Source organism: Streptacidiphilus jiangxiensis, from assembly GCF_900109465.1.
GTDB classification, from domain to species: Bacteria; Actinomycetota; Actinomycetes; order Streptomycetales; family Streptomycetaceae; genus Streptacidiphilus; species Streptacidiphilus jiangxiensis.
In genome coordinates, this window is sequence record NZ_FOAZ01000023.1 from 113,131 (window position 1) to 137,383 (window position 24,253).

At 73.8% G+C, this 24,253-nt stretch carries 21 protein-coding genes; 12 read left to right on the forward strand and 9 right to left on the reverse strand.

The window, feature by feature from the left end:
* Window positions 1–79: 79 nt before the first annotated feature.
* Window positions 80–2,587 carry a Tex family protein gene (locus tag BMY61_RS34475; protein ID WP_042458263.1) on the forward strand — a complete coding sequence of 836 codons (2,508 nt, stop codon included), beginning with the start codon at window positions 80–82 and terminating at the stop codon, window positions 2,585–2,587.
* A 158-nt stretch (window positions 2,588–2,745) separates the two neighbouring features.
* Here BMY61_RS34475 and BMY61_RS34480 read toward each other — a convergent pair whose 3' ends face one another.
* On the reverse strand, window positions 2,746–4,380 hold the full coding sequence (locus tag BMY61_RS34480) for a glycoside hydrolase family 13 protein (protein WP_236656623.1): 1,635 nt from the start codon (window positions 4,378–4,380) through the stop codon (window positions 2,746–2,748).
* 53 nt (window positions 4,381–4,433) lie between these two features.
* Window positions 4,434–4,853: a tautomerase family protein gene (locus tag BMY61_RS34485; protein WP_042458269.1), complete on the reverse strand. Its 420-nt coding sequence runs from the start codon at window positions 4,851–4,853 to the stop codon at window positions 4,434–4,436.
* A gap of 98 nt (window positions 4,854–4,951) precedes the next feature.
* Here BMY61_RS34485 and BMY61_RS34490 point away from each other — a divergent pair, with 98 nt between their 5' ends.
* Entirely contained in the window at window positions 4,952–5,524 is a 573-nt protein-coding gene (locus BMY61_RS34490; protein WP_042458271.1) for a TetR/AcrR family transcriptional regulator, read from the forward strand.
* Between the two features lie 37 nt (window positions 5,525–5,561).
* On the opposite strand, the gene BMY61_RS34495 is transcribed toward BMY61_RS34490, so the two are convergent.
* The 4 genes from BMY61_RS34495 to BMY61_RS34510 all read right to left on the reverse strand — a co-directional run bounded on the left by BMY61_RS34495 (window position 5,562) and on the right by BMY61_RS34510 (window position 11,880).
* Window positions 5,562–8,540, reverse strand: coding sequence for an AAA family ATPase (locus tag BMY61_RS34495; protein ID WP_075004180.1), 2,979 nt, complete (start codon window positions 8,538–8,540; stop codon window positions 5,562–5,564).
* Window positions 8,540–9,709: an exonuclease SbcCD subunit D gene (locus tag BMY61_RS34500; protein ID WP_042461056.1), complete on the reverse strand. Its 1,170-nt coding sequence runs from the start codon at window positions 9,707–9,709 to the stop codon at window positions 8,540–8,542. The genes BMY61_RS34495 and BMY61_RS34500 overlap by 1 nt, the downstream gene beginning before the upstream one ends.
* A gap of 93 nt (window positions 9,710–9,802) precedes the next feature.
* The gene (locus BMY61_RS34505; protein ID WP_143094671.1) at window positions 9,803–10,183 is read right to left on the reverse strand and encodes a hypothetical protein; all 381 of its coding nucleotides are present in this window, start codon (window positions 10,181–10,183) and stop codon (window positions 9,803–9,805) included.
* A 167-nt stretch (window positions 10,184–10,350) separates the two neighbouring features.
* Window positions 10,351–11,880 (reverse strand): MFS transporter, encoded by a 1,530-nt coding sequence (locus tag BMY61_RS34510; RefSeq protein WP_042461062.1) that lies wholly within the window; start codon window positions 11,878–11,880, stop codon window positions 10,351–10,353.
* 114 nt (window positions 11,881–11,994) lie between these two features.
* Here BMY61_RS34510 and BMY61_RS34515 point away from each other — a divergent pair, with 114 nt between their 5' ends.
* Together BMY61_RS34515 and BMY61_RS34520 are read left to right on the forward strand one after the other, a co-directional pair.
* Window positions 11,995–12,864, forward strand: coding sequence for an SCO6745 family protein (locus tag BMY61_RS34515; protein ID WP_042461096.1), 870 nt, complete (start codon window positions 11,995–11,997; stop codon window positions 12,862–12,864).
* A 216-nt stretch (window positions 12,865–13,080) separates the two neighbouring features.
* Window positions 13,081–14,805, forward strand: coding sequence for an enoyl-CoA hydratase-related protein (locus tag BMY61_RS34520; RefSeq protein WP_042461065.1), 1,725 nt, complete (start codon window positions 13,081–13,083; stop codon window positions 14,803–14,805).
* A gap of 231 nt (window positions 14,806–15,036) precedes the next feature.
* Here BMY61_RS34520 and BMY61_RS34525 read toward each other — a convergent pair whose 3' ends face one another.
* Window positions 15,037–15,789, reverse strand: coding sequence for a MerR family transcriptional regulator (locus tag BMY61_RS34525; RefSeq protein WP_042461075.1), 753 nt, complete (start codon window positions 15,787–15,789; stop codon window positions 15,037–15,039).
* A gap of 86 nt (window positions 15,790–15,875) precedes the next feature.
* On the opposite strand from BMY61_RS34525, the gene BMY61_RS34530 reads away from it, so the two are divergent.
* The 7 genes from BMY61_RS34530 (at window position 15,876) to BMY61_RS34560 (ending at window position 22,201) form a co-directional block, all read left to right on the forward strand.
* The gene (locus tag BMY61_RS34530; protein WP_042461078.1) at window positions 15,876–16,172 is read left to right on the forward strand and encodes a YiaA/YiaB family inner membrane protein; all 297 of its coding nucleotides are present in this window, start codon (window positions 15,876–15,878) and stop codon (window positions 16,170–16,172) included.
* Window positions 16,173–16,207: 35 nt separating this feature from the next.
* Window positions 16,208–16,933 carry a hypothetical protein gene (locus tag BMY61_RS34535; RefSeq protein ID WP_201777658.1) on the forward strand — a complete coding sequence of 242 codons (726 nt, stop codon included), beginning with the start codon at window positions 16,208–16,210 and terminating at the stop codon, window positions 16,931–16,933.
* A gap of 149 nt (window positions 16,934–17,082) precedes the next feature.
* Complete coding sequence (locus BMY61_RS34540; protein ID WP_042461100.1) at window positions 17,083–17,862, forward strand: MHYT domain-containing protein; 780 nt, start codon at window positions 17,083–17,085, stop codon at window positions 17,860–17,862.
* Window positions 17,859–20,813, forward strand: coding sequence for a nitrate- and nitrite sensing domain-containing protein (locus tag BMY61_RS34545; protein ID WP_143094672.1), 2,955 nt, complete (start codon window positions 17,859–17,861; stop codon window positions 20,811–20,813). Before BMY61_RS34540 ends, BMY61_RS34545 begins: the two co-directional genes overlap by 4 nt.
* Window positions 20,785–21,207, forward strand: coding sequence for a roadblock/LC7 domain-containing protein (locus BMY61_RS34550; RefSeq protein WP_143094673.1), 423 nt, complete (start codon window positions 20,785–20,787; stop codon window positions 21,205–21,207). Before BMY61_RS34545 ends, BMY61_RS34550 begins: the two co-directional genes overlap by 29 nt.
* A gap of 12 nt (window positions 21,208–21,219) precedes the next feature.
* Complete coding sequence (locus tag BMY61_RS34555; protein WP_042461083.1) at window positions 21,220–21,603, forward strand: DUF742 domain-containing protein; 384 nt, start codon at window positions 21,220–21,222, stop codon at window positions 21,601–21,603.
* Window positions 21,584–22,201, forward strand: coding sequence for a GTP-binding protein (locus BMY61_RS34560; protein ID WP_082015709.1), 618 nt, complete (start codon window positions 21,584–21,586; stop codon window positions 22,199–22,201). The genes BMY61_RS34555 and BMY61_RS34560 overlap by 20 nt, the downstream gene beginning before the upstream one ends.
* Before the next feature lie 33 nt (window positions 22,202–22,234).
* On the opposite strand, the gene BMY61_RS34565 is transcribed toward BMY61_RS34560, so the two are convergent.
* Entirely contained in the window at window positions 22,235–22,786 is a 552-nt protein-coding gene (locus BMY61_RS34565; RefSeq protein ID WP_042461085.1) for a hypothetical protein, read from the reverse strand.
* Between the two features lie 68 nt (window positions 22,787–22,854).
* Window positions 22,855–23,628 carry a lysophospholipid acyltransferase family protein gene (locus BMY61_RS34570; protein ID WP_042461086.1) on the reverse strand — a complete coding sequence of 258 codons (774 nt, stop codon included), beginning with the start codon at window positions 23,626–23,628 and terminating at the stop codon, window positions 22,855–22,857.
* 264 nt (window positions 23,629–23,892) lie between these two features.
* On the opposite strand from BMY61_RS34570, the gene BMY61_RS34575 reads away from it, so the two are divergent.
* Window positions 23,893–24,253 (forward strand): electron transfer flavoprotein subunit beta/FixA family protein (locus tag BMY61_RS34575; protein ID WP_425314716.1); only part of this gene is annotated, 361 nt, incomplete at its 3' end.

Genomic DNA, 24,253 nt, shown 5'->3' on the forward strand with positions numbered 1-24,253 from the left:
CCGCGCGGCGGTTTTCCTCGCCGCTCCCGCCGGGACAGAATGGCGCCGCACGTATCCAGCGAGAGAGCGGTAACCAAGAGTGACCCTGTCGATTGAGCAGACCATCGCCGAGGAGCTCGGCGTCCGTCCCGCACAGGTGCAGTCCGCCGTGGAACTGCTCGACGGAGGGGCGACCGTCCCCTTCATCGCCCGGTACCGCAAGGAGGCGACGGGGTCGCTCGACGACGCCCAGCTGCGCACCCTGGAGGAGCGCCTGCGCTACCTGCGGGAGATGGAGGAGCGCCGTGCCGCGATCCTCGAGTCGATCCGCAGCCAGGGCAAGCTGGACGAGGCCCTGGAGGCGCAGATCCGCGCCGCCGACTCCAAGGCCCGCCTCGAGGACATCTACCTCCCGTTCAAGCCGAAGCGTCGCACCAAGGCGCAGATCGCCCGTGAGAACGGCCTGGAGCCGCTCGCCGAGGCGCTGCTCGCCGACCCGACCCGGGACCCGCAGGCGGAGGCCGCGGCCTACCTCGGGGAGAACGTCGCCGACGCCGCCGCCGCGCTGGAGGGCGCCCGCTCGATCCTGGTCGAGCGCTTCGCCGAGGACGCCGACCTGATCGGCGAGCTGCGCGAGCGCATGTGGGGCCGCGGCCGCCTGGTGGCCAAGGTGCGCGACGGCAAGGAGCAGGACGGCGCCAAGTTCGCCGACTACTTCGACTTCGCCGAGCCCTACGTCAAGCTCCCCTCGCACCGCGTCCTCGCGATGCTGCGCGGCGAGAAGGAGGACGCGCTCGAGCTCACCATGGAGCCCTACGCCGACGAGGCCGACGCCGAGGCGCCGGGCGGCTACGAGGCCCGCATCGCCAACCGGTTCGAGGTGGCCGACCGCGGCCGCCCGGCCGACAAGTGGCTGCAGGACACCGTCCGCTGGGCCTGGCGCACCCGCATCCTGGTGCACCTCGGGATCGACCTGCGGCTGCGCCTGCGCACCGAGGCCGAGGAGGAGGCGGTCCGCGTCTTCGCCGCGAACCTGCGCGACCTGCTGCTCGCCGCGCCGGCCGGCGCCCGCGCCACGCTCGGCCTGGACCCCGGCTACCGCACCGGCGTGAAGGTGGCCGTCGTCGACGCGACCGGCAAGGTCGTCGCCTACGACACCATCCACCCGCACGTTCCGGCCAACAAGTGGGACGAGTCGATCGCGACGCTGGCCAAGCTCTGCGCCAAGCACAGCGTGGACCTGATCGCGATCGGCAACGGCACCGCGTCGCGCGAGACGGACAAGCTGGCGCTGGACCTGATCAAGCGCCACCCGGAGCTGAAGCTGACCAAGGCCGTGGTCTCGGAGGCCGGCGCCTCCGTCTACTCGGCCTCCGCGTTCGCCTCGCAGGAGCTGCCGGACCTCAACGTCGTGATCCGTGGCGCGGTCTCCATCGCCCGCCGGCTCCAGGACCCGCTGGCCGAGCTCGTCAAGATCGACCCGAAGTCCATCGGCGTGGGCCAGTACCAGCACGACGTCTCCGAGACCAAGCTGTCGCGTTCACTGGACGCCGTGGTGGAGGACTGTGTCAACGGCGTCGGGGTGGATGTGAACACCGCCTCCGCCCCGCTGCTGACCCGCGTCTCCGGCATCGGCGCCGGACTGGCGGACAACATCGTCGCCCACCGCGACGCCAACGGACCGTTCCGCAGCCGCAAGGAGCTGAAGAACGTCGCGCGCCTCGGCCCCAAGGCCTTCGAGCAGTGCGCGGGCTTCCTCCGCATCCCCGGCGGCGACGACCCGCTGGACGCCTCCAGCGTCCACCCCGAGGCCTACCCGGTCGTGCGCCGCATCCTGGCCGGCACGGGCGGCGAGCTGAAGACGCTCATCGGCGACAGCGCCAAGCTGCGCACGCTCAAGCCCAGCGACTTCGCCGACGACACCTTCGGTGTGCCGACGGTCAAGGACATCCTGGCGGAGCTGGAGAAGCCGGGCCGTGACCCGCGTCCGGCGTTCCGCACGGCCGAGTTCAAGGAGGGCGTCGAGAAGATCGCCGACCTGGAGCCCGGCATGGTGTTGGAGGGCACGGTCACCAACGTGGCCGCGTTCGGCGCCTTCGTCGACATCGGCGTGCACCAGGACGGCCTGGTGCACGTCTCGGCGCTGTCGAAGACCTTCGTCAAGGACCCGCGCGAGGTCGTGAAGTCCGGTGACATCGTCCGGGTGAAGGTGCTGGACGTGGACATCCCGCGCAAGCGCATCTCGCTGACGCTGCGTCTGGACGACGACGTGCAGACCGGCGCGACCGGAGGTGGCGAGCGCGGCCCGCGTCGTGAGCGCGGTGAGCGGGCCGAGCGCGGTGGCCAGGGCGGTCAGGGCGGTCAGGGCGGTCAGGGCGGCCAGGGCCAGCGTGGCGGTCAGCAGCGCGGCCAGGGCGGTCAGGGCGGTGGCCAGCGTGGTGGCCAGGGCGGTCAGCGCGGCGGCCAGGGCGGCCAGGGTCAGCGCAGCGGTCAGGGTGGTGGCGGTCAGCGCGGCGGGGACCGTCGGACCCCGGCGCCGCGCGACGGCGGTGGCGCGATCAACAGCGAGATGGCGGAGGCCCTCCGCCGCGCCGGACTGGCGAAGTAGGAGCCGCCGGGTTGGATGGGACCGTCAACCTTGCCAGCGATCGATGGCTCATTGATCCCTGGTGCCGATTCGGCGGATTGACGGTCCTCCAGCTCGTAGGATGATGCGCGAGGCCCCTCCCGTCCCCCCGTGCGGCAGGGGCCTCCTTGCTGAACGACCTATGCCTCGCGCAGCCACGCCGCGGTGTCCGGCGGGAGCGCGCCGCCCGCGAGCGGTCCGCTCGCCAGCAGCAGGTCGCCGGGCGGCAGCGGTACCGGCTCCGACCCGAGGTTCACCACGCAGCGGAAGCCGTCGGAGCGGGAGAAGTCCAGGACCTGCGACGTGGACGCGTGCCAGTGCAGCGGGCCGTCGCCCAGTCCGGCCGTCTCCCGGCGCAGCCGCAGTGCCTCCCGGTAGAGCGTCAGATGCGAGGTCGGGTCGCCGCTCTGCGCCTGCACCGTCAACTCCCGCCAGCCGTCCGGCTGCACGTCCAGCCAGGGCGCGGCCGAGGCGCGCTCGGGGCTGAAGCCGAACGGCTGCTCCTCGCCGTCCCACGGCATCGGCACCCGGCAGCCGTCGCGGCCCCGGTCCACGCCGCCGCTGCGCACCCAGGTCGGGTCCTGCCGCAGGTGGTCGGGGATGTCCTCGACCTCCCACAGCCCGAGCTCGTCGCCCTGGTACACGTACGCGCTGCCCGGCAGCGCCAGCGTCAGCAGCGCCGCGGCCCGCGCCCGGCGCGTGCCCAGGGCCAGGTCGACCGGGAGGCCGTGGCGGGCGGCGCGGTCGAAGTCGTACGAGGTGTCCGCGCGGCCGTAGCGGGTGACGTGGCGGGTGGTGTCGTGGTTGGAGAGCACCCAGGTCGCGGGCGCCTCGACCAGCGCGTGCGCGGCCAACGTCGCGTCGATCACCTCGCGGAACGCGTCCGCCGCCCAGGGGGAGCGCAGCAGTGGGAAGTTGAAGGCGGTGTGCAGTTCGTCGGGCCGCAGGTACCGGGCGAACCGCTCCGGGTCGGTCTCCCACAGCTCCGCCACGAAGGCGCGTTCGCCCGGGTAGGAGTCGAGCACCTTGCGCCAGGAGCGGTAGATCTCGTGCACGCCCTCCTGGTCCCGCCACGGATGCGGCTGGTGGTGGTGGCCCGCGGCGTCGGGCAGGCCGTCCTCCTTGACCAGGTGGTCGGTGACGTCGATGCGGAAGCCGTCCACGCCCAGGTCCAGCCAAAACCGCAGGACGGACAGGAACTCGGCGCGGACCTCCGGATGCTCCCAGTTCCAGTCCGGCTGCTCCGGGGCGAACATGTGCAGGTACCACGACCCGTCGGCGGTCCGGCTCCAGGCCGGACCGCCGAAGTGCGAGGGCCAGTCGTTCGGCGGCAGCTCGCCGTTCTCGCCCCGCCCGTCGCGGAAGTGGAACAGGTCCCTCTCCGGTGCGCCCGGCCCGGCCGTCAGCGCGGCCTGGAACCAGGGGTGTTGCTCGGAGCAGTGGTTGGGCACCAGATCGACGATGATCCGCAGGCCGAGTGCGTGGGCCTCGTGGATCAGGGCCTCCGCCTCGTCGAGGGTGCCGAAGGCGGGATCGATGTCGCGGTAGTCCGCCACGTCGTACCCGCCGTCGGCGAGCGGTGAGACGTACCACGGCGACAGCCACAGCGCGTCGACGCCGAGGCGAGCGAGGTGCCCGAGGCGGGCCCGCAGGCCGGCGAGGTCACCGGTCCCGTCCCCGTTCCCGTCGGCGAAACTGCGTGGATAGACCTGGTAGATGACGGCGCTTCGCCACCAGTCGGTGGCCCGGACGTGGGAACCCTGGGATGTCGACACGTTCACCACCATGCCCCACGGCCCGCGACCGGACCACCCCCGTCCCGTCCGGATCAGGCACCCGAGCTGATCTCGGCGATCAGCTCGTCGCCGGTGAGGGCGCGACCGCCCAGGCCCCAGGCGCCGTCGGGGGCGTTGAGGATGTTGACCCAGGTGTTCTCCCGTTCGTGGCCGGGGCCGGTCAGCTCGTCGACGACCGCCGTGGCGGCCCGGACGAAGGCGGCGCGGGCCTCGAGGGTGGGCAGGCCGATGTTCGGCAGCTTCAGCTCGACCATGACGACGGGTCGGTTCACACCCCCGGCGTAGACGTCCTCGGGCGCCAGCACGTGGACGGTGCCGCCGACGAAGGAGGCGAAGGTCTTGTTGCCGGTCAGCCCGGACGCCTCGATCAGGGCGTCGGTCAGACGGGGCAGGATCTGGCGCTCCCCGGCGGGCGTGAGCACGCCGCGCGGGGCGGTGACGGTGATGGGCATGGCTGTCCCCTCTCGGTCTAGCTAGTACGTACGTCCTAGCACTGGGTCCAGCCTGCGCTAGGATGGCCGTACTAGTCAAGCTCGGCCGAGGAGATCCGATGGCGGGGGACACCCGGGACCGCATGATCGAGGCCACCGTCGACGCACTGCGGCGGCGCGGCGTGGCCGGCATGTCCTTCACGGAGGTGCTGCGCGAGAGCGGCGCGGCGCGCGGCGCGATCTACCACCACTTCCCCGGCGGCAAGGGCCAGCTGGTCGCCGAGGCGGCGGCCAGGAACGGGCAGGACGTGCGGGCGACCCTGGCCGCGCTCCCGGCCGCAGACCCGGTGGGCTTCGTCGCGTCGTTCCTCGCGCTGATCCGGCCCGTCGTCGAGTGCTCCGCCACCGGTTCGGGCTGCGCGGTGGCGGCCGTCACCATCGCCTCCGGGGAACCCGCCGAGAACGCGTCGCTGCGCGAGGTCGCCGCCACGGCCTTCACCGCCTGGGCCGACACCCTGACCGAACGTCTGACGGTCTCGGGCCTCACCCCGGACGACGCCGCCGGCCTGGCCACCACCCTGCTCGCCCTCCTGGAGGGCGCCCAGGTCCTGTGCCGCGCGGCAGGCTCGGCCGAGCCCTTCGACAGGATGGCGGACACCGCCCTCGACCTGGCCCGCAGCCGCTACTCCTGAGCGGGCTCCGGGACGGAGCGGGCGAGGCGGGGACGGCTCAGACGTGCTCCTGGTTCAGCGTCGAACCTGAGCGGGCCTTGCGGACCGAGAGCTGCTGCGGGATGCGGTCCCGCAGCTCCGCGACGTGGCTGACGATGCCGACCGCGCGGTCCCGCTCGCGCAGCGAGTCCAGCACGGACATGACCTCCTCCAGGGTGTCCGGATCGAGCGTGCCGAAGCCCTCGTCGACGAAGAGGGTGTCCAGCGGCATGCCGCCCGCCTCGTCCGTCACCACGTCCGCGAGGCCCAGGGCCAGCGCGAGCGAGGCGAAGAAGCTCTCGCCGCCCGAGAGGGTGGCCGTGTCGCGGTACTGGCCCGTCCACGCGTCCAGCACCTGCAGGCCGAGCCCGGAGCGGGCGTTGCCGCGGACGCGGGCGTCACTGTGCTCCAGGGTGTAGCGGCCACCGGACATGATCCGCAGGCGGGCTCCGGCCGCGGCCGCGACCTGCTCCAGACGGGCGGCGAGCACGTAGTTCTCCAGCGACATGCGCAGCTCGTTGCTCCGGCTGGTGCCGGCCACCAACTGGGACAGCTCCGTCGCCGTGGCGAGCTCGGCCGCGTACGGTTGCAGCCGCTCCACGTCGCCCGCCAGGCGGGCCGCCAGCCGGGCCAGATCCGCGACACGGGCGGACGCGGCACGCTCCGCCGCGTGCGCCTCCAGCAGCGCGTGCTCCACGGCCTCGTCGGCCGAGCGGGCGGTCGCCACGTCCGCGGCGGGCAGGGCCGCGGCCGCGGTGAGCTGCGGATCGGCGACCTGGGCCCGGGCGCGGGACAGCTGCGCGGCGTGGCCTGCCACGGCCGCGCGCAGCTGCTCCAGCCGGGTGGGTGAGAGGGCCGCCGCCCAGGCTGCGGCCATGTCGGCGAAGCCCGCCGCGGCGCACTCCCGCTCGGCGGCGGCCCGCGCCGTGACGGCCGCCTGTGCCGCCGCCTCGGCGGCGGTGACCGCGTCGGCCGCGCGACCGAGCGCCGCCGCCTCCCGCGACAGCTGCTCGATCCGCTCCGCGACCGACCGCGCGCCCGCGCGGGCCTCGGCGAGCCGCGTGTCGAGCCCGGCGCGCTCGGCCGCCAGCCGCACCAGCGCGGCCTCGGCCTTCGCGGCGGCGGTCTGCGCGGCGGAGAGCCGCTCGCTGCGCCGCTCGTGCTCCTGCTCCAGCCGCTCCAGCCGCTGCGCGGCGGCGACGGCCGCCGCCTGGGCGCGCTCGACCATGCTCTGCTCGGTGCGCAGCGCGGCGACCTCGGCCAGCAGCTCGGCCTGCGGGGCCTCCCCGGCCCGGGCCCGCGCGGCCGACGCCTCCGCAGCGAGGCGGGCGACCTCCGCCCCGGCGTCGGTGGCGCGCTGATCCAGCGCCCGGAAGGCGGCCTCCGCCGTCCGCTCCTGATCCGGCGTCACCTGGTCCGGAGCGGCGACGGCCGGGGCCGGGTGCTCCGTCCCGCCGCAGACCGCGCACGGCGCGCCCGGCGTCAGGCGCGCGGCGAGCTCGGCGGCCATGCCCTCGATCCGGCGCTGCTGCAGGCCGAGCCAGTACTGCTGTGCGTCGAGCGCGCCGTCCCGCAGGCCGAGGTGGTGCTCGCGCGCCACCTCGTGCCGCGCCGTGAGGGCGTCACGCCGCCCCGCCGCCCCGGCCCGCTCCACGGCGGCGCCCAGCCGCTCCTCCACCCCCTGCCGCCGCGCGGCGACCTCCCGGGCCTCGTCGATCCCCTGCTGCGCCTCCGCCCTGACGGCCGGCCAGCCCGCCAGCCAGGACCCGGCGTCCTCGCGCGCCTCCTCCGCCGCCTCGAACTGCCGCTGCGCCCGCTCCGCCTCCTGCCCGACGACCTCGAACCGCCGCTCTGCGTCCAGCAGCGCCCGCAGCCCACCGACGGCCCCGTACGCCGCCTGCTCGTCCGCGCGCAGCGCGGCTGCGGTGGGGAGCGCGGCTGCGCCGAGTGCGGCGAGGGTGCGGGTGCGTTCGGAGGCGGCATGGGTGGCGGCCTGGTCCGCGTCCGCGGACTGGCGGAGGACCGGTCCGACGGAGGCGGCGCGTTCGGCCTGCGTCAGGCGCTCCTCACGCTCGCGCTGCCCCGGCTCCGCCGCGGCCAGGGCGGCCAGCGCCTCCACCGCGCGCCGGTGCTCCGACTGCCGGGCCTGGAGCGCCTCCACGTCCCGCAGGAGGGCGGCGCCCTGCGCGCGACGCGCGCCGACCAGCTCGCGGCGCACCTCGGCGACCTCGCGCCGCAGCGCGGCCTCTTCGCGCAGCGCCGCCGCCCACGCCAGCAGCTCCGCGGCGGAGGCGTCCGGCGCGGGCGGCTCCGCCGCAGCAGACCCCGCCGCCTCCTGGAGGCGTTCCAGCGAGGCGGCGATGTCGGCCCGGACGGACTGCGTCTCCTTCTCGCAGCGCTGCCGGTGCTCGGCGAGCCACGCCTCGACGTGGCCGAAGCGGCGGGTGTCGAACAGGCGGCCCAGCAGCTCCCGCCGGTCCTGCGCGTTCGCCTGCAGGAAGCGGGCGAAATCCCCCTGCGGCAGCAGCACGACCTGGGTGAACTGGTCCCGGCTCATGCCGATCAGGTCCAGCAGCTCGGCGCCGATCTCCTGGTGCGAGCCGCTGCGCGGCCGCCAGGCGTCGTCCTCGGCGGACCACTCGCTCAGCAGGGTCTGCGCCTTGACCGGCGTCAGGCCCTCGCCGCGCTGCTTGGGGCGCATCTGCTCCGGGCTGCGCTGGATCAGCAGCCGTCGGCCGCCGAGGGTGAGCTCCAGCTCGACCCGGGTGAGCACGGACGCGTCCGCGTGGTCGCTGCGCAGCCCGCGCCCGGCCCGGCCGCGGCTGCCGGGCACGGAGCCGTACAGGGCGAAGCAGACCGCGTCCAGGACGCTGGTCTTGCCGGCGCCCGTGGGGCCCGTCAGCAGGAAGAGACCACCGGAGGCGAGCGCGTCGAAGTCGACGCGCTCCTCGGCGCCGAACGGGCCGAAGGCGGTGACGGTCAGCTTGTGCAGGCGCATCAGATCTCCCCGCCCGCGGCGCGCGCCGCCGCCTCGACGGCCTCGACAAGCAGCGTCGACTCCGCCGCCGTGGCCGCCGCGCCGCGCACGTGGCGGACGAAGCCGAGTGCCACCGCGCCGTCGTCCCGGCCTCGGACGCGCGCGCCGTAGCTGTGCAGGCCGTCGTCCTCCCGGCCCTGGGGCTCGAAGGAGAGCTGCAGGGTGTGCGGGAAGCGCACCCGCAGCCGCTCCATCGCCTGCGGCGGGCGGGCGGCGTCGGTCAGGGTGGCCTGCACCCAGCACTCCTCGGCGGCCTCGTGGGCGTCCTGCGTCAGCAGCTCCTCCAGCTCGCCGCGGATGCGCGCGAGGGGGCGGGGGACCGGGCAGTCGATCCGCCGGGCGTCGACCTCGCCGGACGGGCCGAGCTCGACCAGCCACATCGTCTTGCGCTGGTCGGCCTCGGAGAAGGAGTACGCCAGCGGGGAGCCGCTGTAGCGGACCCGCTCGTTGATCGTCTGACACCCGTGCAGATGGCCCAGGGCGGCGTAGTCGACGCCCTCGAAGACCGAAGCCGGGACGCTCGGCACGCCGCCGACCGCGATGTCACGCTCGCTGTCGCAGGCCTCGCCGCCGATGACGAAGGCGTGCGCGAGCACCACCGAGCGGACCTGCCCGCCCTCGGCGCGGCGCGCCGCGAGGTCGGCCCGGACGGCGTCCATCGCGGCGGTGAGCACGGCCGTGTGGCTCACCTCCTCCGCGCCCAGCTGCCGGCGCACCAGCGCGGGCTCCAGGTACGGCAGCCCGTAGACGGCGACCTCGCCGTGGGCGTCCCGCAGCAGCACCGGCGCGGCCAGCGCCTCCGGCTCCGGCGCCGTCCGCAGGTGCACGCCCGCGCGGGCCACCAGCCCGGCCCCGACCCCGAGCCGCTGCGCGCTGTCGTGGTTGCCGCTGATCAGCACGACCGGCACGCCGAGGGCGGCCAGGGCGTGCAGCGCCTCGTCGAACAGCTCCACGGCGCCCAGGCTGGGCACGGCGCGGTCGTAGACGTCCCCGGCGACGAGCACTGCGTCGACCTGCTCGGCCTCGGCGGTCTGCACGAGGTGCCGAAGGAACGCCCGTTGGGCCGGGAGGAGGTTCTCCCGGTGGAGCGAGCGGCCCAGATGCCAGTCGGAGGTGTGCAGGAAGCGCATGGCTCACGACAGTAACGGCTGCCACCGACAGCCACGGACCGGTCCGCCTCGGCGGGCCCGTCGGACCGGGCCCCCGTGGGGGACCGGACCGGCTCAGGGTTCCCTGACGGCCTCGACGAAGCCGGCCGCCACGGCGTGCTGGAGGCGGGCGCTGCGGGCGCGGGCGATGGGTCCGGAGAGTGGTTTCGGGGGCGGGAAGTAGAGCAGCAGGTAGGCGTCCATGACCCCGAGGGTCTGGGCGAGGGCGTCGGGTTCGTCGGAGTGGCCGCGGACCAGCTGGTTGCCGATGGCGCGGGCCGGTCGGGGGTCGAATCGGTCCTGGTGGAGGGCGTCGCGCAGCTGCCCCGCCATGGGGGTGAGCAACTCCGTGAGCTGATCGCGCGTCAGATCGCTCCGCGTGGCCGGGAAGAGCGCGCGGCTCCAGATCGCCGCGAAGCTCCCGACAGCGGTCGGGACGTCTGAGGTTGATGGCACGGGGGAGAGGCTACTCATCGGATGATCGTCAAGTAAGAGGTGGGGTCATATGGCGTGGGCACATCATCAAGGATCCACCGTCTGTGTGAACGGCCCGTGCCGCCCCGACCAGGAGGAACGGGGCGGCACGGGCCATGCGGGCACGATCCGTGCCCGTTCTCGCTGTCTCAGTTCTTGACGGACTGCTCCTCGCGCTCCGGCGCGTCGGTCGTGGCGGTCGCGTCGGCCGTGCCGCCGGAGGCGACCGGGGCACCCAGCGGCTTGTGCGCCTTGCTGAGGCCCAGCAGGGCGACCGGGACGGTCAGCAGCAGGGCGGACATGCCGATCACGAAGCTCATCGTGAACTGGCTCTCCTGCGGCAGTGGCGGCACGCCCGCGGGCAGGCCCTGGATCAGCTTGGACGCCAGCAGCGAGGTGACCACCGCGGAGGCGATCGAGCTGCCGACCGAGCGGGAGATGGAGTTGATGCCGTTGGCGATGCCGGTCTGCTCCAGCGGGACGCTGGCGGCGATCAGGGCCGGCATGGACGCGTAGCCGAAGGCGATCGAGGTGCCGGTGAGCAGGCCGGCCAGGATCACGCCGGCGCTGTTGCCGTGCGAGAACGCGAGCCAGGCGAAGCCGACGGAGCCGATCACGGCGCCGATGGCGAGCGTGTAGCGGGCGCTGATCCGGCGGACCAGGATGCCGCCGATCGGCGCGGCGATCAGGGCGATGAGCGAGCTCGGCAGCAGGTACTCGACGGAGGCCCGCAGCACGGACGCGGTGAACCCGTAGCCGGCGATCTGCTGCGGCATCTGCACCAGGTAGGAGATGCCGATGAACTGCGCGAACGACGCGAACCCGATGAAGAGGCCGGAAAGGTTGGTGAAGGCGACCTGGCGGTGGGTGAACATCTGCAGGTCCACCAGCGGCGAGGCGACCTTGCGCTCGACCAGCACCCACAGCACCGCGACGACGGCGGAGCCGGCGAAGCAGCCGAGCGTCTTGCTGGAGGTCCAGCCCCAGTCGTGGCCCTGGGAGATGCCGAGCAGCAGCAGGACCAGGAAGCCGGCCAGGGTCAGCGTGCCGAGGTAGTCGATCCGTCCGCCCGAGGCGTGGCCGCGGTTCGGGACCAGGAACACGACGGCGACGAGCGCCAGCACGGACAGGGCGGTGGAGACCCAGAAGACCGAGTGGTAGTTCGGGTTCGAGCCCTGCGTGAGCAGACCGGTGATCACCAGCGACAGGCCGGAGCCGAACGCCAGGGTGCTGCTGACCAGGGCCATCGCGCCGTGCAGCTTCTCGTGCGGCACCTGGTCACGGATGATCGACAGCGCCAGCGGGAAGATCGCCGTCGCGGAGCCCTGCAGCACGCGGCCGATGATCAGCAGCGTCAGCGAGGTCGTGGTCGCGGCCAGCAGCGAACCGGCCACCATGACGCCGAGGACGGCGATCAGGGTCTGCTTCTTGCCGTAGAGGTCGCCGACGCGGCCCAGCAGCGGGGTGAAGACAGCGGCGGACAGCAGGGTGGCGGTGGTCACCCAGCTGACGCCGGAGCTGCTCGCGTGCAGGTCGCGGGCGAGCAGCGACAGGATCGGGACGACCTGGGTCTGGGCCATCGAGACGACCATCGCCGCGAGGCCCAGGGCGAGGATCAGGGGCGTGCTGCCGCGCCGTGCGGTGGGCGCGGCGGCGCTCGCGGACAGGGGGGTGCTCATGGAGCTGGCGTCCTTCGGAAATAGTTCAGTACATGAAGTTTCTGAATGAAACTTTAGGCAAGAAAGGTTTAGGAAGTCAACCTCTTGTGGGTCGCCGCCCCCTACTCTGTTGCGATGACGACTCGACCGTTCGACCTGCGGGCCGCGCGCGCCATGCGCGACGGCCTCGACCCGTACTACGCGGCCATCGTGTTCAGCCCGGCCGCGGTGGGTGTCTTCGGCTCACTCGGACTCGACGCCTGGAGTGCGTACTTCGCCGGGCGCGCGGCGCCGCTCGGTGCGGCGTCCGAGGGTCTGGTGGAGGCGGTCTTCTTCCATTTCGAGCCGAGCATGGTCGCCACCAACACGGCGAAGGTGCGCGCGGCAGGCACGCCGGAGGAGCTTCTCGCGCTCCGGCTCGAGGCCGCGGACGCGGCCCTGCGCGACGCACTCGGTGCGGAGGCGCTCGACTCCGCCGAGATGGCCGAGGCCGCGGAGCTCGCGGCGGTCGCCGCGGCCGCGTGCACGTCGGCCGGCCGCCCGCTGGGCGCGGCGAACGCGGCGCTGCCGTTGCCGGAGGCGCCGCACCTGAAGCTCTGGCAGACGGTCACCACGCTGCGCGAGTGGCGCGGCGACGGCCACAACACCGCGCTGCTGGCCTCCGGCCTGGACGCGGTCGAGGTCCTGGTCAACGCGGTCGCCGCGGGCCGCGAGCGCCGCTCCTCCATCCAGCCGCGCCGCGGCTGGTCCGACGCCGAGTGGGAGGCCGCGGAGCAGCGCCTCCACGACCGCCACCTCCTCACCGAGGAGGGCGGCCTCACGCTGCGCGGCCGCGAGCTCCGCGAGGAGATCGAGGATCTGACGGACCGCCTCTCGCTCGCCCCCTGGCAGGCGCTCGGCCGCGAGGGCACCCACCGCCTCCACGAGCTGGCCCGCCCCTGGAGCACGGTCATCGCGGAGCGCTTCCTCGGCAAGTACCGCCCGGAGCCGTACCCCTCGGCCTGAGCCGATTGGGGCGCGGTAAGTTCCCCGCGCCCCTGGACGGTGCAACGACCTGCGGGAGCGGACATCGGCCGTCAAGGGGCGTGAAGGGGTGCGGGCCTGTCCCGATCTGCGGCTGGGCGCCCGGCGGAGCCGGGCGTGCCGGTTGTGGGGCGCGGGTAGGGACGGCGGCATATGCGGGACCGTGTCGTGGCGTCCCGCCCGCACCGGAGGGACACCATGCGGATCCTCCTGCACGCCAGTGCCTTCAACAGCCTCACCCAGCGCGTCGCCGTCGAACTCGCCTACCAGCGCCACGAGATCTCCGTCTCGCTCGACCTCGGCGGCGGGGCGAGAGGGGAGTCCGAGCTGCGCGAGGCGATACGCAGACATCGACCCGAGCTCGTCGTCGCGCCGATGCTGACCAGCGCGATCCCCGCGGACGTGTGGTCGCGGCACGTCTGCCTGATCGTCCATCCCGGCCCCCCGGGGGACCGGGGGCCGTCCTCACTGGACTGGGCGCTCGCCCAGGGGCGGCGGCGGTGGGGGGTCACCGTGCTGCAGGCGGTGGCCGAGATGGACGCGGGGCCGGTCTGGGCGACCGAGGAGTTCGACATCCCCGAGCACGCCGACGCCGGCGGCATCGCCAAGAGCGACCTGTACCGCAACGAGCTCGCGGACGCCGCGTCAGCGGCCGTGCTGCGCGCGGTGGAACGGGTCGCCTCGCGGAGGTTCGTGCCCGCGCCCGCGCCGCCGGGGCGGGCCAGGCCCTACCACCGGCAGGACCAGCGGGCGATCGACTGGACGGCGGAGGGGACCGACGCCGTCGCCCGCAAGCTGCGCACCGCCGACTCCAGCCCGGGCGTGCTCGACACCCTCGGCGGACGCGCCTACTACCTGCACGGCGGCCAGCCCGAGGACGAGCTGCGCGGCGTACCCGGCACCCTGCTGGCGACGCGCGAGGGCGCGGTCTGCCGGGCCACCGTCGACGGCGCGGTGTGGTTGACCTCGCTGCGTCCGCGCCGCGCGCTGCCGGACGGGCCGCCGACCGCGAAGGCCCCGGCGGCGACCGTCCTCGGCGCGGCCGGCCTGCTGCGCGGCGTCCCGGAGATCGGTGTCGCGCTGCGCCCGCACCACAAGCGGCAGACCTGGGCGACGGTCCGCTACCACGAGCACGGCTCGGTGGGCCTGCTGCGCTTCTCCTTCCCCGGCGGCGCCATGAGCACGACGGACTGCCGCCGCCTGCTGACCGCCTACCGGTACGCGCGCAGCCGCCCGACGCGGGTGCTGGTGCTCGGCGCGCACCGCGACGTCTTCTCGCACGGGATCCACCTCGGCGCGATCGAGGCGGCCGCCGACCCGGCGCACGAGTCCTGGGCCAACATCAACGCGATGGACGACCTCGTCGAGGCGATCCTGACCACGCGCGACAAGCTGACCGTCGCCGCGTTGGGCGGCAACGCCGCCGCGGGCGGGCTGATGCTGGCGCTGGCCGCCGACGAGGTGTGGGTGCGCCGCGGCGCGGTGCTGAACCCGCACTACCGGCTGATGGGTCTGCACGGCTCGGAGTTCTGGACCTACACCCTGCCGCGCCGGGTGGGCCGCGAGCACGCGCGCCGCCTCACCGTCGACGCGCTCCCGGTGGGGCCGGAACGGGCGCTGGACCTGGGCCTGGTGGACCGGATCCTGGACTGCACGCCCGAGCGGGTCCCGGAGCACGTCGCCGACCTGGCGCAGGGTCTGGCCGTGGACCCGCGCCTGCCCCGACGCCTGGCGGCGAAGCGCGGGGCGCTGCGGCGGGCCGAGGGCCGGACGCCACTGGCCTGGTACCGGGCGGAGGAGCTGGCCCTGATGCACCGCAACTTCTACGGCCCGGACGACTCCTACCACGCGCTGCGCCGGGCCTTCCTCCACAAGACCCGCCCGGAGGCCACCCCGGAACGCCTCCACCGCATCCCCGCCTAGACGGCGCGGAGCCTCCAGGAGCGCGGGGCTCTGCCGGCTTGCGGCTCCGCCGCGCGGGCGCGAGAAACCCTCCCCCAGTCTTCGGCCGGGTGCCCCCATGCGGCGGACGCCCTCCGCTCGGGATCTCCAGGTCGACGGATGGGGGCATGTCGCGCCCACGCCGCGGAGCCGCATCTCGGCAGAGCCCCGCGCCCCTGATGTGCAACTGACCGTGGGGGCGGATGCCGGGCGTCAGCGGGCGTGGCGGGCGTCGCCGATGCGTTTGACCTCGCGCTGCACCCGGCGGTCCATGGCCAACGCGAACTCGACGTCGACGACGGTACGGGCCACGTCGCGCAGCCGGTCCAGGGCCTCGGCGAGGCGGGCCGGCTCGCCCGGCGGGAGGGGTTCGCCGAGGTCGGGCAGGAGCTGTTCGACGATCAGCTCGACGAACTGGTCGGCCAGGGCGTCGGCGCTCGCGCGCACGCCGCGCGCGGTCGTGAGCACCGCGGCCAGCGGGACGCCCTCGGCGACCAGCGCCGCCGAGGCGTCCAGCAGCCGGCGGCTGACGTGCACCAGCCTGTCGCCCTCACGCCGCAGGTAACCGAGCTCCAGGGTGGCGTTGAGCGAGTCCTCGTCCACCTCCCCGGGGAACGCCGCCGCCAGCTCCTCGACGCCTACCTCAACCTCGGTCTCCTGCGACCAGGGCGCGCCGATCACCGCCTCCAGGCCGAGCAGCTCGGCCACGTCCTGGCCGGACTCCCAGGCTGCGAGCAGCTCGGCGATGCCGCCGAGGGTGTGGCCGCGCTCCAGCAGGTCCGCGATGACCCGCAGGCGCGCCAGGTGGTCCTCGCTGTACCAGGCGATGCGGCCCTCGCGGCGCGGCGGCGGGAGCAGGCGCCGCTCGCGGTAGAAGCGCAGGGTGCGCAGGGGGATGCCGGCCGCCCGGGCCAGCTCCTCGGTGCGGTACTCGCGGGTGCCCGCCGGTGTGCTGCTCTCGTTCACGGGATCGAGGGTAGGGCCTGCAATCGGCGACGGATCTGAGTACCGGTACTCATGCGGTCCCGGCCCGCCGCGCGCATCCTGCGCACATGGCCAACACACCACCTGTCAGACAGGGGACCACCGGGGCGTACTTCGCCCAGGCGGTCGCCTCCTTCTCCATCGCTCTCGCCACCCTGACCGTGGGCATCGCCTACCTCCACGTCGACGGCTGGATCCGCGCGTTCCTCGGACTCGGCATGCTCTACACCGTGACCTCCGCCTTCACCCTGGCCAAGGTCATCCGCGACCGCCAGGAGGAGACCCGCTACACCTCCCGGATCGACCAGGCCCGCCTGGACAAGCTGCTCTCCGAGCACGATCCGTTCCGAGTGGACGCCCCCTGACCGTGTTCATGCCCTGACCGTGCACAATGTGCGCCGTGAACGCTCAGGAGAACGTCAACAACGCACCGGACGGCGACGGCGACTCGGACGAGGAGTACCTGCTCCCCGCGTGGCTCCGACGGACCGAGGGCGAGCAGCGCTGGTCCGTGACGGCCGCGCTGCTCGTCGCCATCACCATCCAGTGGTTCCTGCCGGAGCGCCTCAGCATCCATCCGCGTTGGCTGATGCCCGTCCTCGAACTGCTGCTCATGGGTGCGCTGCTGCTGGTCAACCCGCACCGGCACATCGCCAAGTCCGGCAACCGGGTGCGGGTGCTGGGCCTGTTGCTGGCCGCGGCCGTCAGCCTTGCCAACGGCTGGTCCGCGGTGCTGCTGGTGCGCGACCTGATCCACGGCTCGGCGGGGATCACGCCCGTCCAGTTGCTGATGACCGGTGGCGGGATCTGGATCACCAACATCATCGCCTACAGCCTCTGGTACTGGGAGTGGGACCGCGGCGGCCCGATCGCCCGCGCCGGCGGCGTGCACAAGCACCCGGACTTCCTCTTCCCGCAGATGCAGCAGGAGGGGATCGCCCGGCCCGACTGGGAGCCGTTCTACTTCGACTACCTCTACGTGGCGTTCACCAACGCGACGTCCTTCAGCCCCACCGACACCATGCCGCTGTCGCGCTGGGCGAAGATGCTGATGCTCTCCCAGTCGACCATCTCGCTGCTGACCCTGGCCCTCGTCATCGCCCGGGCCGTGGGAGTGCTCCAGTAACGCGGTAAGGCATATGCCTCATTAGTTCAGCACACCTCGTGCCGCGATGCGGCGCTTTTGCCCGAGTCCGCGTAATCGGGTGAATCCGCTCAGTAGCGTCCCACTCCGTTCTGCCACGAGCGTTACGGAGGGGCTGCCGCATGGGCGCCATGGGGAGCATGACCGAGCTGGGGTACGGCTGGCTGACGCCGATCCTGTCCTATCTGATGGCCGTCCTCGGCTCGGCCTTAGGGCTGCGCTGCATGGTGCGCGCGGTCGGGTCGTCCGGCCGTGCCAAGCGCAACTGGCTGATCACCGGCGCCTCCGCGATCGGTTCGGGGATCTGGACGATGCACTTCGTCGCGATGCTCGGGTTCACCGTCACCGGGACCGAGATCCGCTACGACGTGCCACTGACGGTGCTCAGCCTGCTGGGTGCGGTGGTCTTCGTCGGCCTCGGCGCCTTCGCGGTCGGCTACGGCAAGCACAAGTACCGCTCGCTGCTGCTCGGCGGCACCACCACCGGGCTCGGCGTGGCGGCCATGCACTACATCGGCATGCTGGCGCTCGACCTGCACGGCCGGATCAGCTACCAGCCGGTCGCCGTCGTGGTCTCGGTCCTCATCGCCATCGGTGCCTCGACCGCCGCGCTCTGGGCCGGCCTCAACATCTCCGGGCCGGTGGCCGCCGCCGGCGCCTCGCTGGTGATGGGGCTGGCCGTCAGCTCCATGCACTACACCGGCATGGACGCGGTGCTCGTGCAGGTCCAGCCGTCCACCACGCCGTTGCACGGCGCGACGCTGATGCAGTTCATCTTCCCGCTCGCCGTCGGCCTCGGTTCCTACCTCTTCCTCACCTCCGCCTTCGTCGCCCTCTCGCCCACCACGCACGAACGCGCGGCCAGCGCGAGCGCCGAGGGTCTGCGCCACCTCCCGGTGGTGCCCCAGTGACGGCCCCCACCTCCGCCCGCGGTGGCGCGACCACCTCCGCCACCGGCACGACCTCGGCCGGCGTCGCCCCCCGGCCACGCCCCGCGCACGCCGGACCGCCCGCCGACGAGGGCCGCCCGCCCGCCTACCGCAGCGGTCCGCTCGCCCTCCGCCTGCGGCTGCGCCCCCGCACGGTCCGCGCCCGCATCGTCTCCCTGCTGATGGTGCCGGTCGTCTCGCTGCTCGCACTGTGGGGGTTCGCCACCGTCACCACCGCCCAGCAGATCGACTCGCTGATGCGGCTCAAGCACGTCGACGAAACGTTGCTGCAGCCCGTCGACAGCACCGTCACCGCCGTCCAGGCCGAGCGGACCGCCGCGCTCGCCTACCTCGCCGCCCCCGACCCCGGCCGGCTCGACGCGTACAACAGCCGCGCCAGGGCCACCGACGCCGCCGTCACCGCGATGGGCCGGGACATCCTGCGCGGCGAACCCGACGCCGTCGGCCTCGCCGCCGCCCTGCCCGCCCGCCTCGACGCGCTCACGTCGGCCACCGGCTCGCTGCGGCAGCTGCGCACCCGCGTCGAGGGACACCAGCTCGACTGGGCCGCGGCGGCCGACGCCTACGCGGGCGTCGTCGACGGCGGCTTCGGCGTCGTCGGCGCGCTGAGCGGCGCGACCGGCGTGCAGAACAGCGGCATCGCCTCCGACGCCCGGGTGGTGCTCGAACTCTCCCAGGCCCGCGAGATGCTGGCCCGCGAGGACGCCACCGTCCAGGCGGCCCAGGCCGCCGGACGGATGACCCCGGAGCAGTACCAGGAGTTCACCGGCGCCCGTTACGCCCGCCACACGCTCGAGGACGCTGCCGCGCCCGACCTGCGCCCGGCCGACCTCGCCGCCTACCGGCAGGTGACCGGAGGTCAGCCCGCCCGCTCCCTGGCCCAGCTGGAGGACGCCGTCCGCGCCTCCGGCGGCGGCACCCGCGCCGTGACGGCGGCCGGCGGCGCCTGGGTCCCCACCGCCACCACCGTGCAGCAGCAGCTCGACACCGTGCTGACCGGCGCGGGCACCGCCGCTGGCTCCAACGTCGACCCGTACAGCCTCGGCGCGCTCACCAAGAACGGCGCCGCCGTCCTCTTCGGTCTGGCCGCCGTCCTGCTCTCCCTGGTGATCTCGGTCCGAATCGGCCGCGGGCTCGTCGTCGAGCTGGTCGGGCTGCGCAACTCCGCGCTGGATCTGGCCGGCCGCCGCCTGCCCGCCGCGATGCGGCGCCTGCGCGCCGGGGAGGAGATCGACATCGAGGCGGAGGCGCCCGTCGTCGAGGCCGGGGACGACGAGCTCGGCCAGGTCGGCGAGGCCCTCAACACCGTCCAACGCGCCGCTCTCACGGCCGCGGTGGAACGCGCCGAGGTGCTGTCCGGAGTCTCCGGTGTCTTCGTCAACCTGGCCCGGCGCAGCCAGGTCCTGGTGCACCGCCAGTTGACGCTGCTGGACGCGATGGAGCGGCGCACCGAGGACCCCGCCGAGCTGGAGGACCTCTTCCGGCTCGACCACCTGACGACGCGTATGCGCCGCCACGCCGAGGGCCTGATCATCCTCTCCGGCGCGGCGCCCGGCCGGGCCTGGCGCAAGCCGGTGCCGCTGCTGGACGTGGTCCGCTCCGCGGTCGCCGAGGTCGAGGACTACTCCCGCGTCGAGGTCCGGCGCCTGCCCGGCGTCGCGGTGGTCGGCGCTGCCGTCGCCGACCTCACCCACCTGCTGGCCGAGCTGGTCGAGAACGCGACCGGCTTCTCGCCCCCGCACACCAAGGTGCTGGTCTCCGGCGAGCAGGTCGGCGCGGGCTACGCCGTGGAGATCGAGGACCGCGGGCTCGGCATGGGCAAGGAGGCCGTCGCCGAGGCCAACCGGCGTATCGCCGACGCGCAGCAGGCGGACCTGTTCGACAGTGACCGGCTCGGGCTCTTCGTGGTCAGCAGGTTGGCCCGGCGCCACGGCGTCCGCGTCTCGCTGCGGCCCTCCGCGTACGGCGGCACCACCGCCGTGGTGCTGCTGCCGAGCGCACTGCTGGAGACCGGCCGTCCGCGTCGGCGTGCTCCTCTCGACGCGGAACTCGACCTGCCTCCCGTCCAGCCCTCCGCGCCGGACCCCGCCACCCAGGACCCCTTCGCGGCGGCCGTGCCCCGGCCACCGGCCCACCCCGCGCCGCCCGCCACCCCGGCGGCCCGGGGCCGCGGCGGAACCCTGCACGACGAGATCGACGAGTTCGACGGCTCCGACGCCCCGCTGCCCTTCGGGCGGCCGGCCGTCGCGCGCGACAGCGCTGCTGGCAGCGAGCCCGCGGCCGGCCCCGGCACCGACGCACCCGCGCCCTTCGGGCGCGTGGCGGGAGGAACGGGTGACAGTGGCGCTCCGGGCGTGCCGGGTTCCCAGCCCGTCGCCCCGGCGCCCTTCGGGCGGCCGGTCGTCGCCCGGGACGGCGCTGCGGGCAGCGGGCCCGCCACGGCGGGCCCCCGCGCGCCGCGTGGGGTGGAGGCGGCCGCCTCCCCGGGCTCCCCGGGTCGCTCGGCCGACGCCCCCGCCACCGGCGGGGATCCGTTGCCGGTGCGGCGCACGGCGCAGGCGGGTGGTCCCGCCGACGGCGAGGAGCTGCCGCGGCGGGTACGGCAGGCGAGCCTCGCCGTGCAACTGCGGGAGGCGCCCCCGCAGGAGCGGACCCGTCCCTCGCGTGCGAGCCGCGCGACGCCCGAGCGCAGCCCGGAGCAGGCGCGAGCCACCATGTCCGCGCTGCGCGACGGCCTGAACCGGGGCCGTGGCGGCCACGGTGACGGGGGCTTCGGCGGCAACGCCGGCAGCGGCTCGGGTCGGCATCTGCGCCTGCACCAGCAGGACCCGCGCGACGAGCGGTCCCACGAAGACTTCGATGATTTCGAGAGGAGCGCCGCGGATGGCCGCGACGATGAACCACACCGGTGAGCTGAACTGGCTGCTCGACGAGCTCGTGTCCCGGGTCGCCCAGGTCCGGCACGCCGTCGTGCTCTCCCGCGACGGCCTCGCCCTCGGGGTCTCGGCGGGGCTCAGCCGGGAGGACGGCGAGCATCTCGCCGCCGTCGCCTCCGGCTTCCACAGCCTGGCCAAGGGCACCGGCCGCCACTTCGACGCGGGCGAGGTCCGGCAGACCATGGTCGAGCTCGACGGCGGCTTCCTGTTCGTCGTCGCGGCGGGCGACGGCACCTGCCTGGCGGTCTTCGCCGGCGCGGACGCCGACATCGGCCTGATCGCCTACGAGATGGCCCGCCTGGTCCGCCGGGTGGGCGAGCACCTCTACACCCCACCGCGCAGCGCGGTGGACACGCCCTCGGCGGGCTGAGGGCTGAGCGACATGGAACCGAACTGGTTCGACGAGGAGGCAGGCCCGATGGTCCGCCTCTACGCCCTGACCAGGGGTCGGACCAGGCCTGCCAGCGAGGCCTTCGACCTGATCGCCATGGTCGTCGCGGACACCCCGTACGGGCCGGACAGCCCCTACGGGGAGGATCCCGGGCTCGCCCCGGAGTCTGCCGCGATCCTGAACGTGTGCCGCTACCAGGCCCAGTCCGTCGCCGAGATCGCCGCCGAGCTGGACCTGCCGGTCGGCGTCGTCCGCGTGCTCCTCGGCGACCTGCTGGACGCGGGCCTGATCCGCGTCAGCCGACCCGTCCCGCCCGCCCTGCTCCCCGACGAGCGCATCCTGCGAGAAGTGATCAATGGCCTCCGCGCACTCTGACGCCCACGCCCCCGCCCCGACGTCGGCCGCCGACGACGAACCCGCACTCGCCCTGAAGATCCTCGTCGCCGGCGGCTTCGGGGTCGGCAAGACCACTCTGGTCGGCGCGGTCAGCGAGATCCGCCCGCTGCGCACCGAGGAGCTGCTGACCGAGGCGAGCCGCGGCGTCGACGACCTCGGCGGGGTCGAGCAGAAGACCACCACGACCGTGGCGATGGACTTCGGCCGGATCACCATCCGGGAGGGGCTCTCGCTCTACCTCTTCGGCACGCCCGGCCAGGACCGGTTCTGGTTCCTGTGGGACGAGCTCGCGCACGGCGCTCTCGGCGCGGTGGTGCTTGCGGACACGCGCCGCCTCCAGGACTGCTTCCCGTCCGTGGACTACTTCGAGCGGCGCGGCATCCCGTTCGTCGTCGCGGTGAACTGCTTCACCGGCGCGCGGCAGCACGCCGTCGAGCGGATCGGTACCGCGCTCGACCTCGAGCCCGACACGCCCGTCATCCTGTGCGACGCGCGCGAGCGCGACTCGGGCAAGAAGGTGCTCATCGCCCTGGTCGAACACGCGAGCCGGCTCCACGCGGCGCGGATGTTGGCCTGACCGGACCCGCACCCGGGTCAGGCCGTCGGTCCGTCAGGCCACCACGGTGACGGTGATGGTGAACTTGCCGTTCGCGTCGGTGCAGCGCATCGCCTCGCCGCAGTTGGTGCGGGTGGCGCTGACCGTCGCGGTGCCGGGGGCGACCGCGGTGAAGTCCGTCTGCTGCGGGCGGCAGCCGACCCCGGGCGGGCAGCCGTGGCTGGGGGAGGGGGAGAGGTAGCTGGGTGCGCCGGAGGCCTTCAGCACCGCCTCGGAGCTGCTGACGGGGGCGGGCCAGTAGCCGCCGGTCAGCACCACCTCGAGGGTCTGGCCGGTGTGCAGGGTGATCGTGCGTCCCTTGTCCGCGTTGTGCACCACGACGGCCGCGGAGCCGGTCGCCGACGCGGGCGTGGTCGCCCCGGTGCCGCCACCGGCCGTGGCGGAGCCGCTCGCGGACGGCACGGAGGGCGCGGCGGAGACGGACGGCGCCGAGCTCGTCGCTGTGGCGCTCTTGGCCGTCGACGAGCAGCCGCTGAGCAGCAGCGTGGCGGCGACGGCGGCCGCGCCGAGGGTGGTGAGGGAGCGCGAGGTGAGGGTGGTGTGCATCGGTCCTCCTGGATCGGTTGCCGATCCGACGCGGAACCCCGTCACTCGGTTCCCGCCCGTTTTCGCGCTCAGTCCTTCGGGGTTTCCTTCTGCGCCGCCTTCTCGGCGGCGGCCTGCTCGTCCTCGGCCTCGGCCTGCTGCGGGGTGGGGGCGGTACCGCCGAGGTGCTCCGGGAGCCACCAGCGGTCCTCGGGCCCGGCGGGCTGGTCCGGGTAGTCGCGCTGCGCGCGCTCCAGCAGCGCACCCATCGCCTCGCGCAGGCGCCGGGTCACCATGACCGGACGGTCCTGCGGGGTCAGCACGATCGGCTCGCCGATCATGATGCTGACGGGCGTGTGGCGGCGGGTGAGGTGCTTCGGCACACCCTTGGTCCACAGCCGCTGGGTGCCCCAGAGCACCACCGGCAGCAGCGGCACGTCGGCGTCGGCGGCCATGCGGGCGGCGCCGGTCTTGAACTTCTTCAGCATGAACGAACGGCTGATGGTCGCCTCGGGGAAGACGCCGACGACCTCGCCCGCGCGCAGCGCCTTGACGGCGGCGTCGTAGGCCGGCTGGCCGTCGGAGCGGTCCACGGGGATGTGGTGCATGCCGCGCATCAGCGGACCGGAGATGCTGTGCCTGAAGACCTCGTCCTTGGCCATGAAGCGGGTCTTGCGCTTGGCCGACTTGTAGGCGCCGAGGCCGGCGAAGAGGAAGTCCAGGTAGCTCACGTGGTTGCTGACCAGCACGGCGCCGCCGTGACGCGGTACGTTCTCCGCACCCTCGATCTCGATCTTCAGGTCCAGGCCGCGGAACGCGGCCTTGGCCGCACCGATGATCGGCGGGTACACGAGATCTGCCACAGTCAGCCCAACGTTCAGCGGGCGATGCCCGAGCCTACGGTTACGTCAGCGTAAGTTGCCGACAGCAGATGGTGCCCGCTGGGGCTGCCCCGTGTCACGTCCGACCCTCGACCGGACCGTCAATAGGGTCGATCTCACACGCAGCGGGCGCATGGCGCTTATTGCGCCTTGAGGTCGGTGGTGGAGGATGGCTCCGAAGGTGAGAGGCGTAAGCTACCCTTCGGTAACAAAGGTGACCAGTACACCGAGTACAGGAGACAGGTCGTGAGCTTGAGGATCGTTGTCTGTGTGAAGTACGTGCCGGACGCGACCGGTGACCGTCGGTTCGCGGAGGATTTCACGACCGACCGTGACGGGGTCGACGGCCTGTTGTCCGAGCTGGACGAGTACGGGGTGGAGCAGGCGCTGCGGATCGCGGAGGCGGCCGGTGACGGCGCCGAGGTGACGGTGGTGACGGTGGGTCCGGACGACGCGAAGGACGCGCTGCGCAAGGCGTTGTCGATGGGTGCGGACAAGGCCGTGCACGTGAACGACGACGATCTGCACGGTTCGGACGCGTTGGCGACGTCGCTGGTGCTGGCGAAGGCCGTGGAGCAGGCCGGGTTCGACCTGGTGGTGTGCGGGA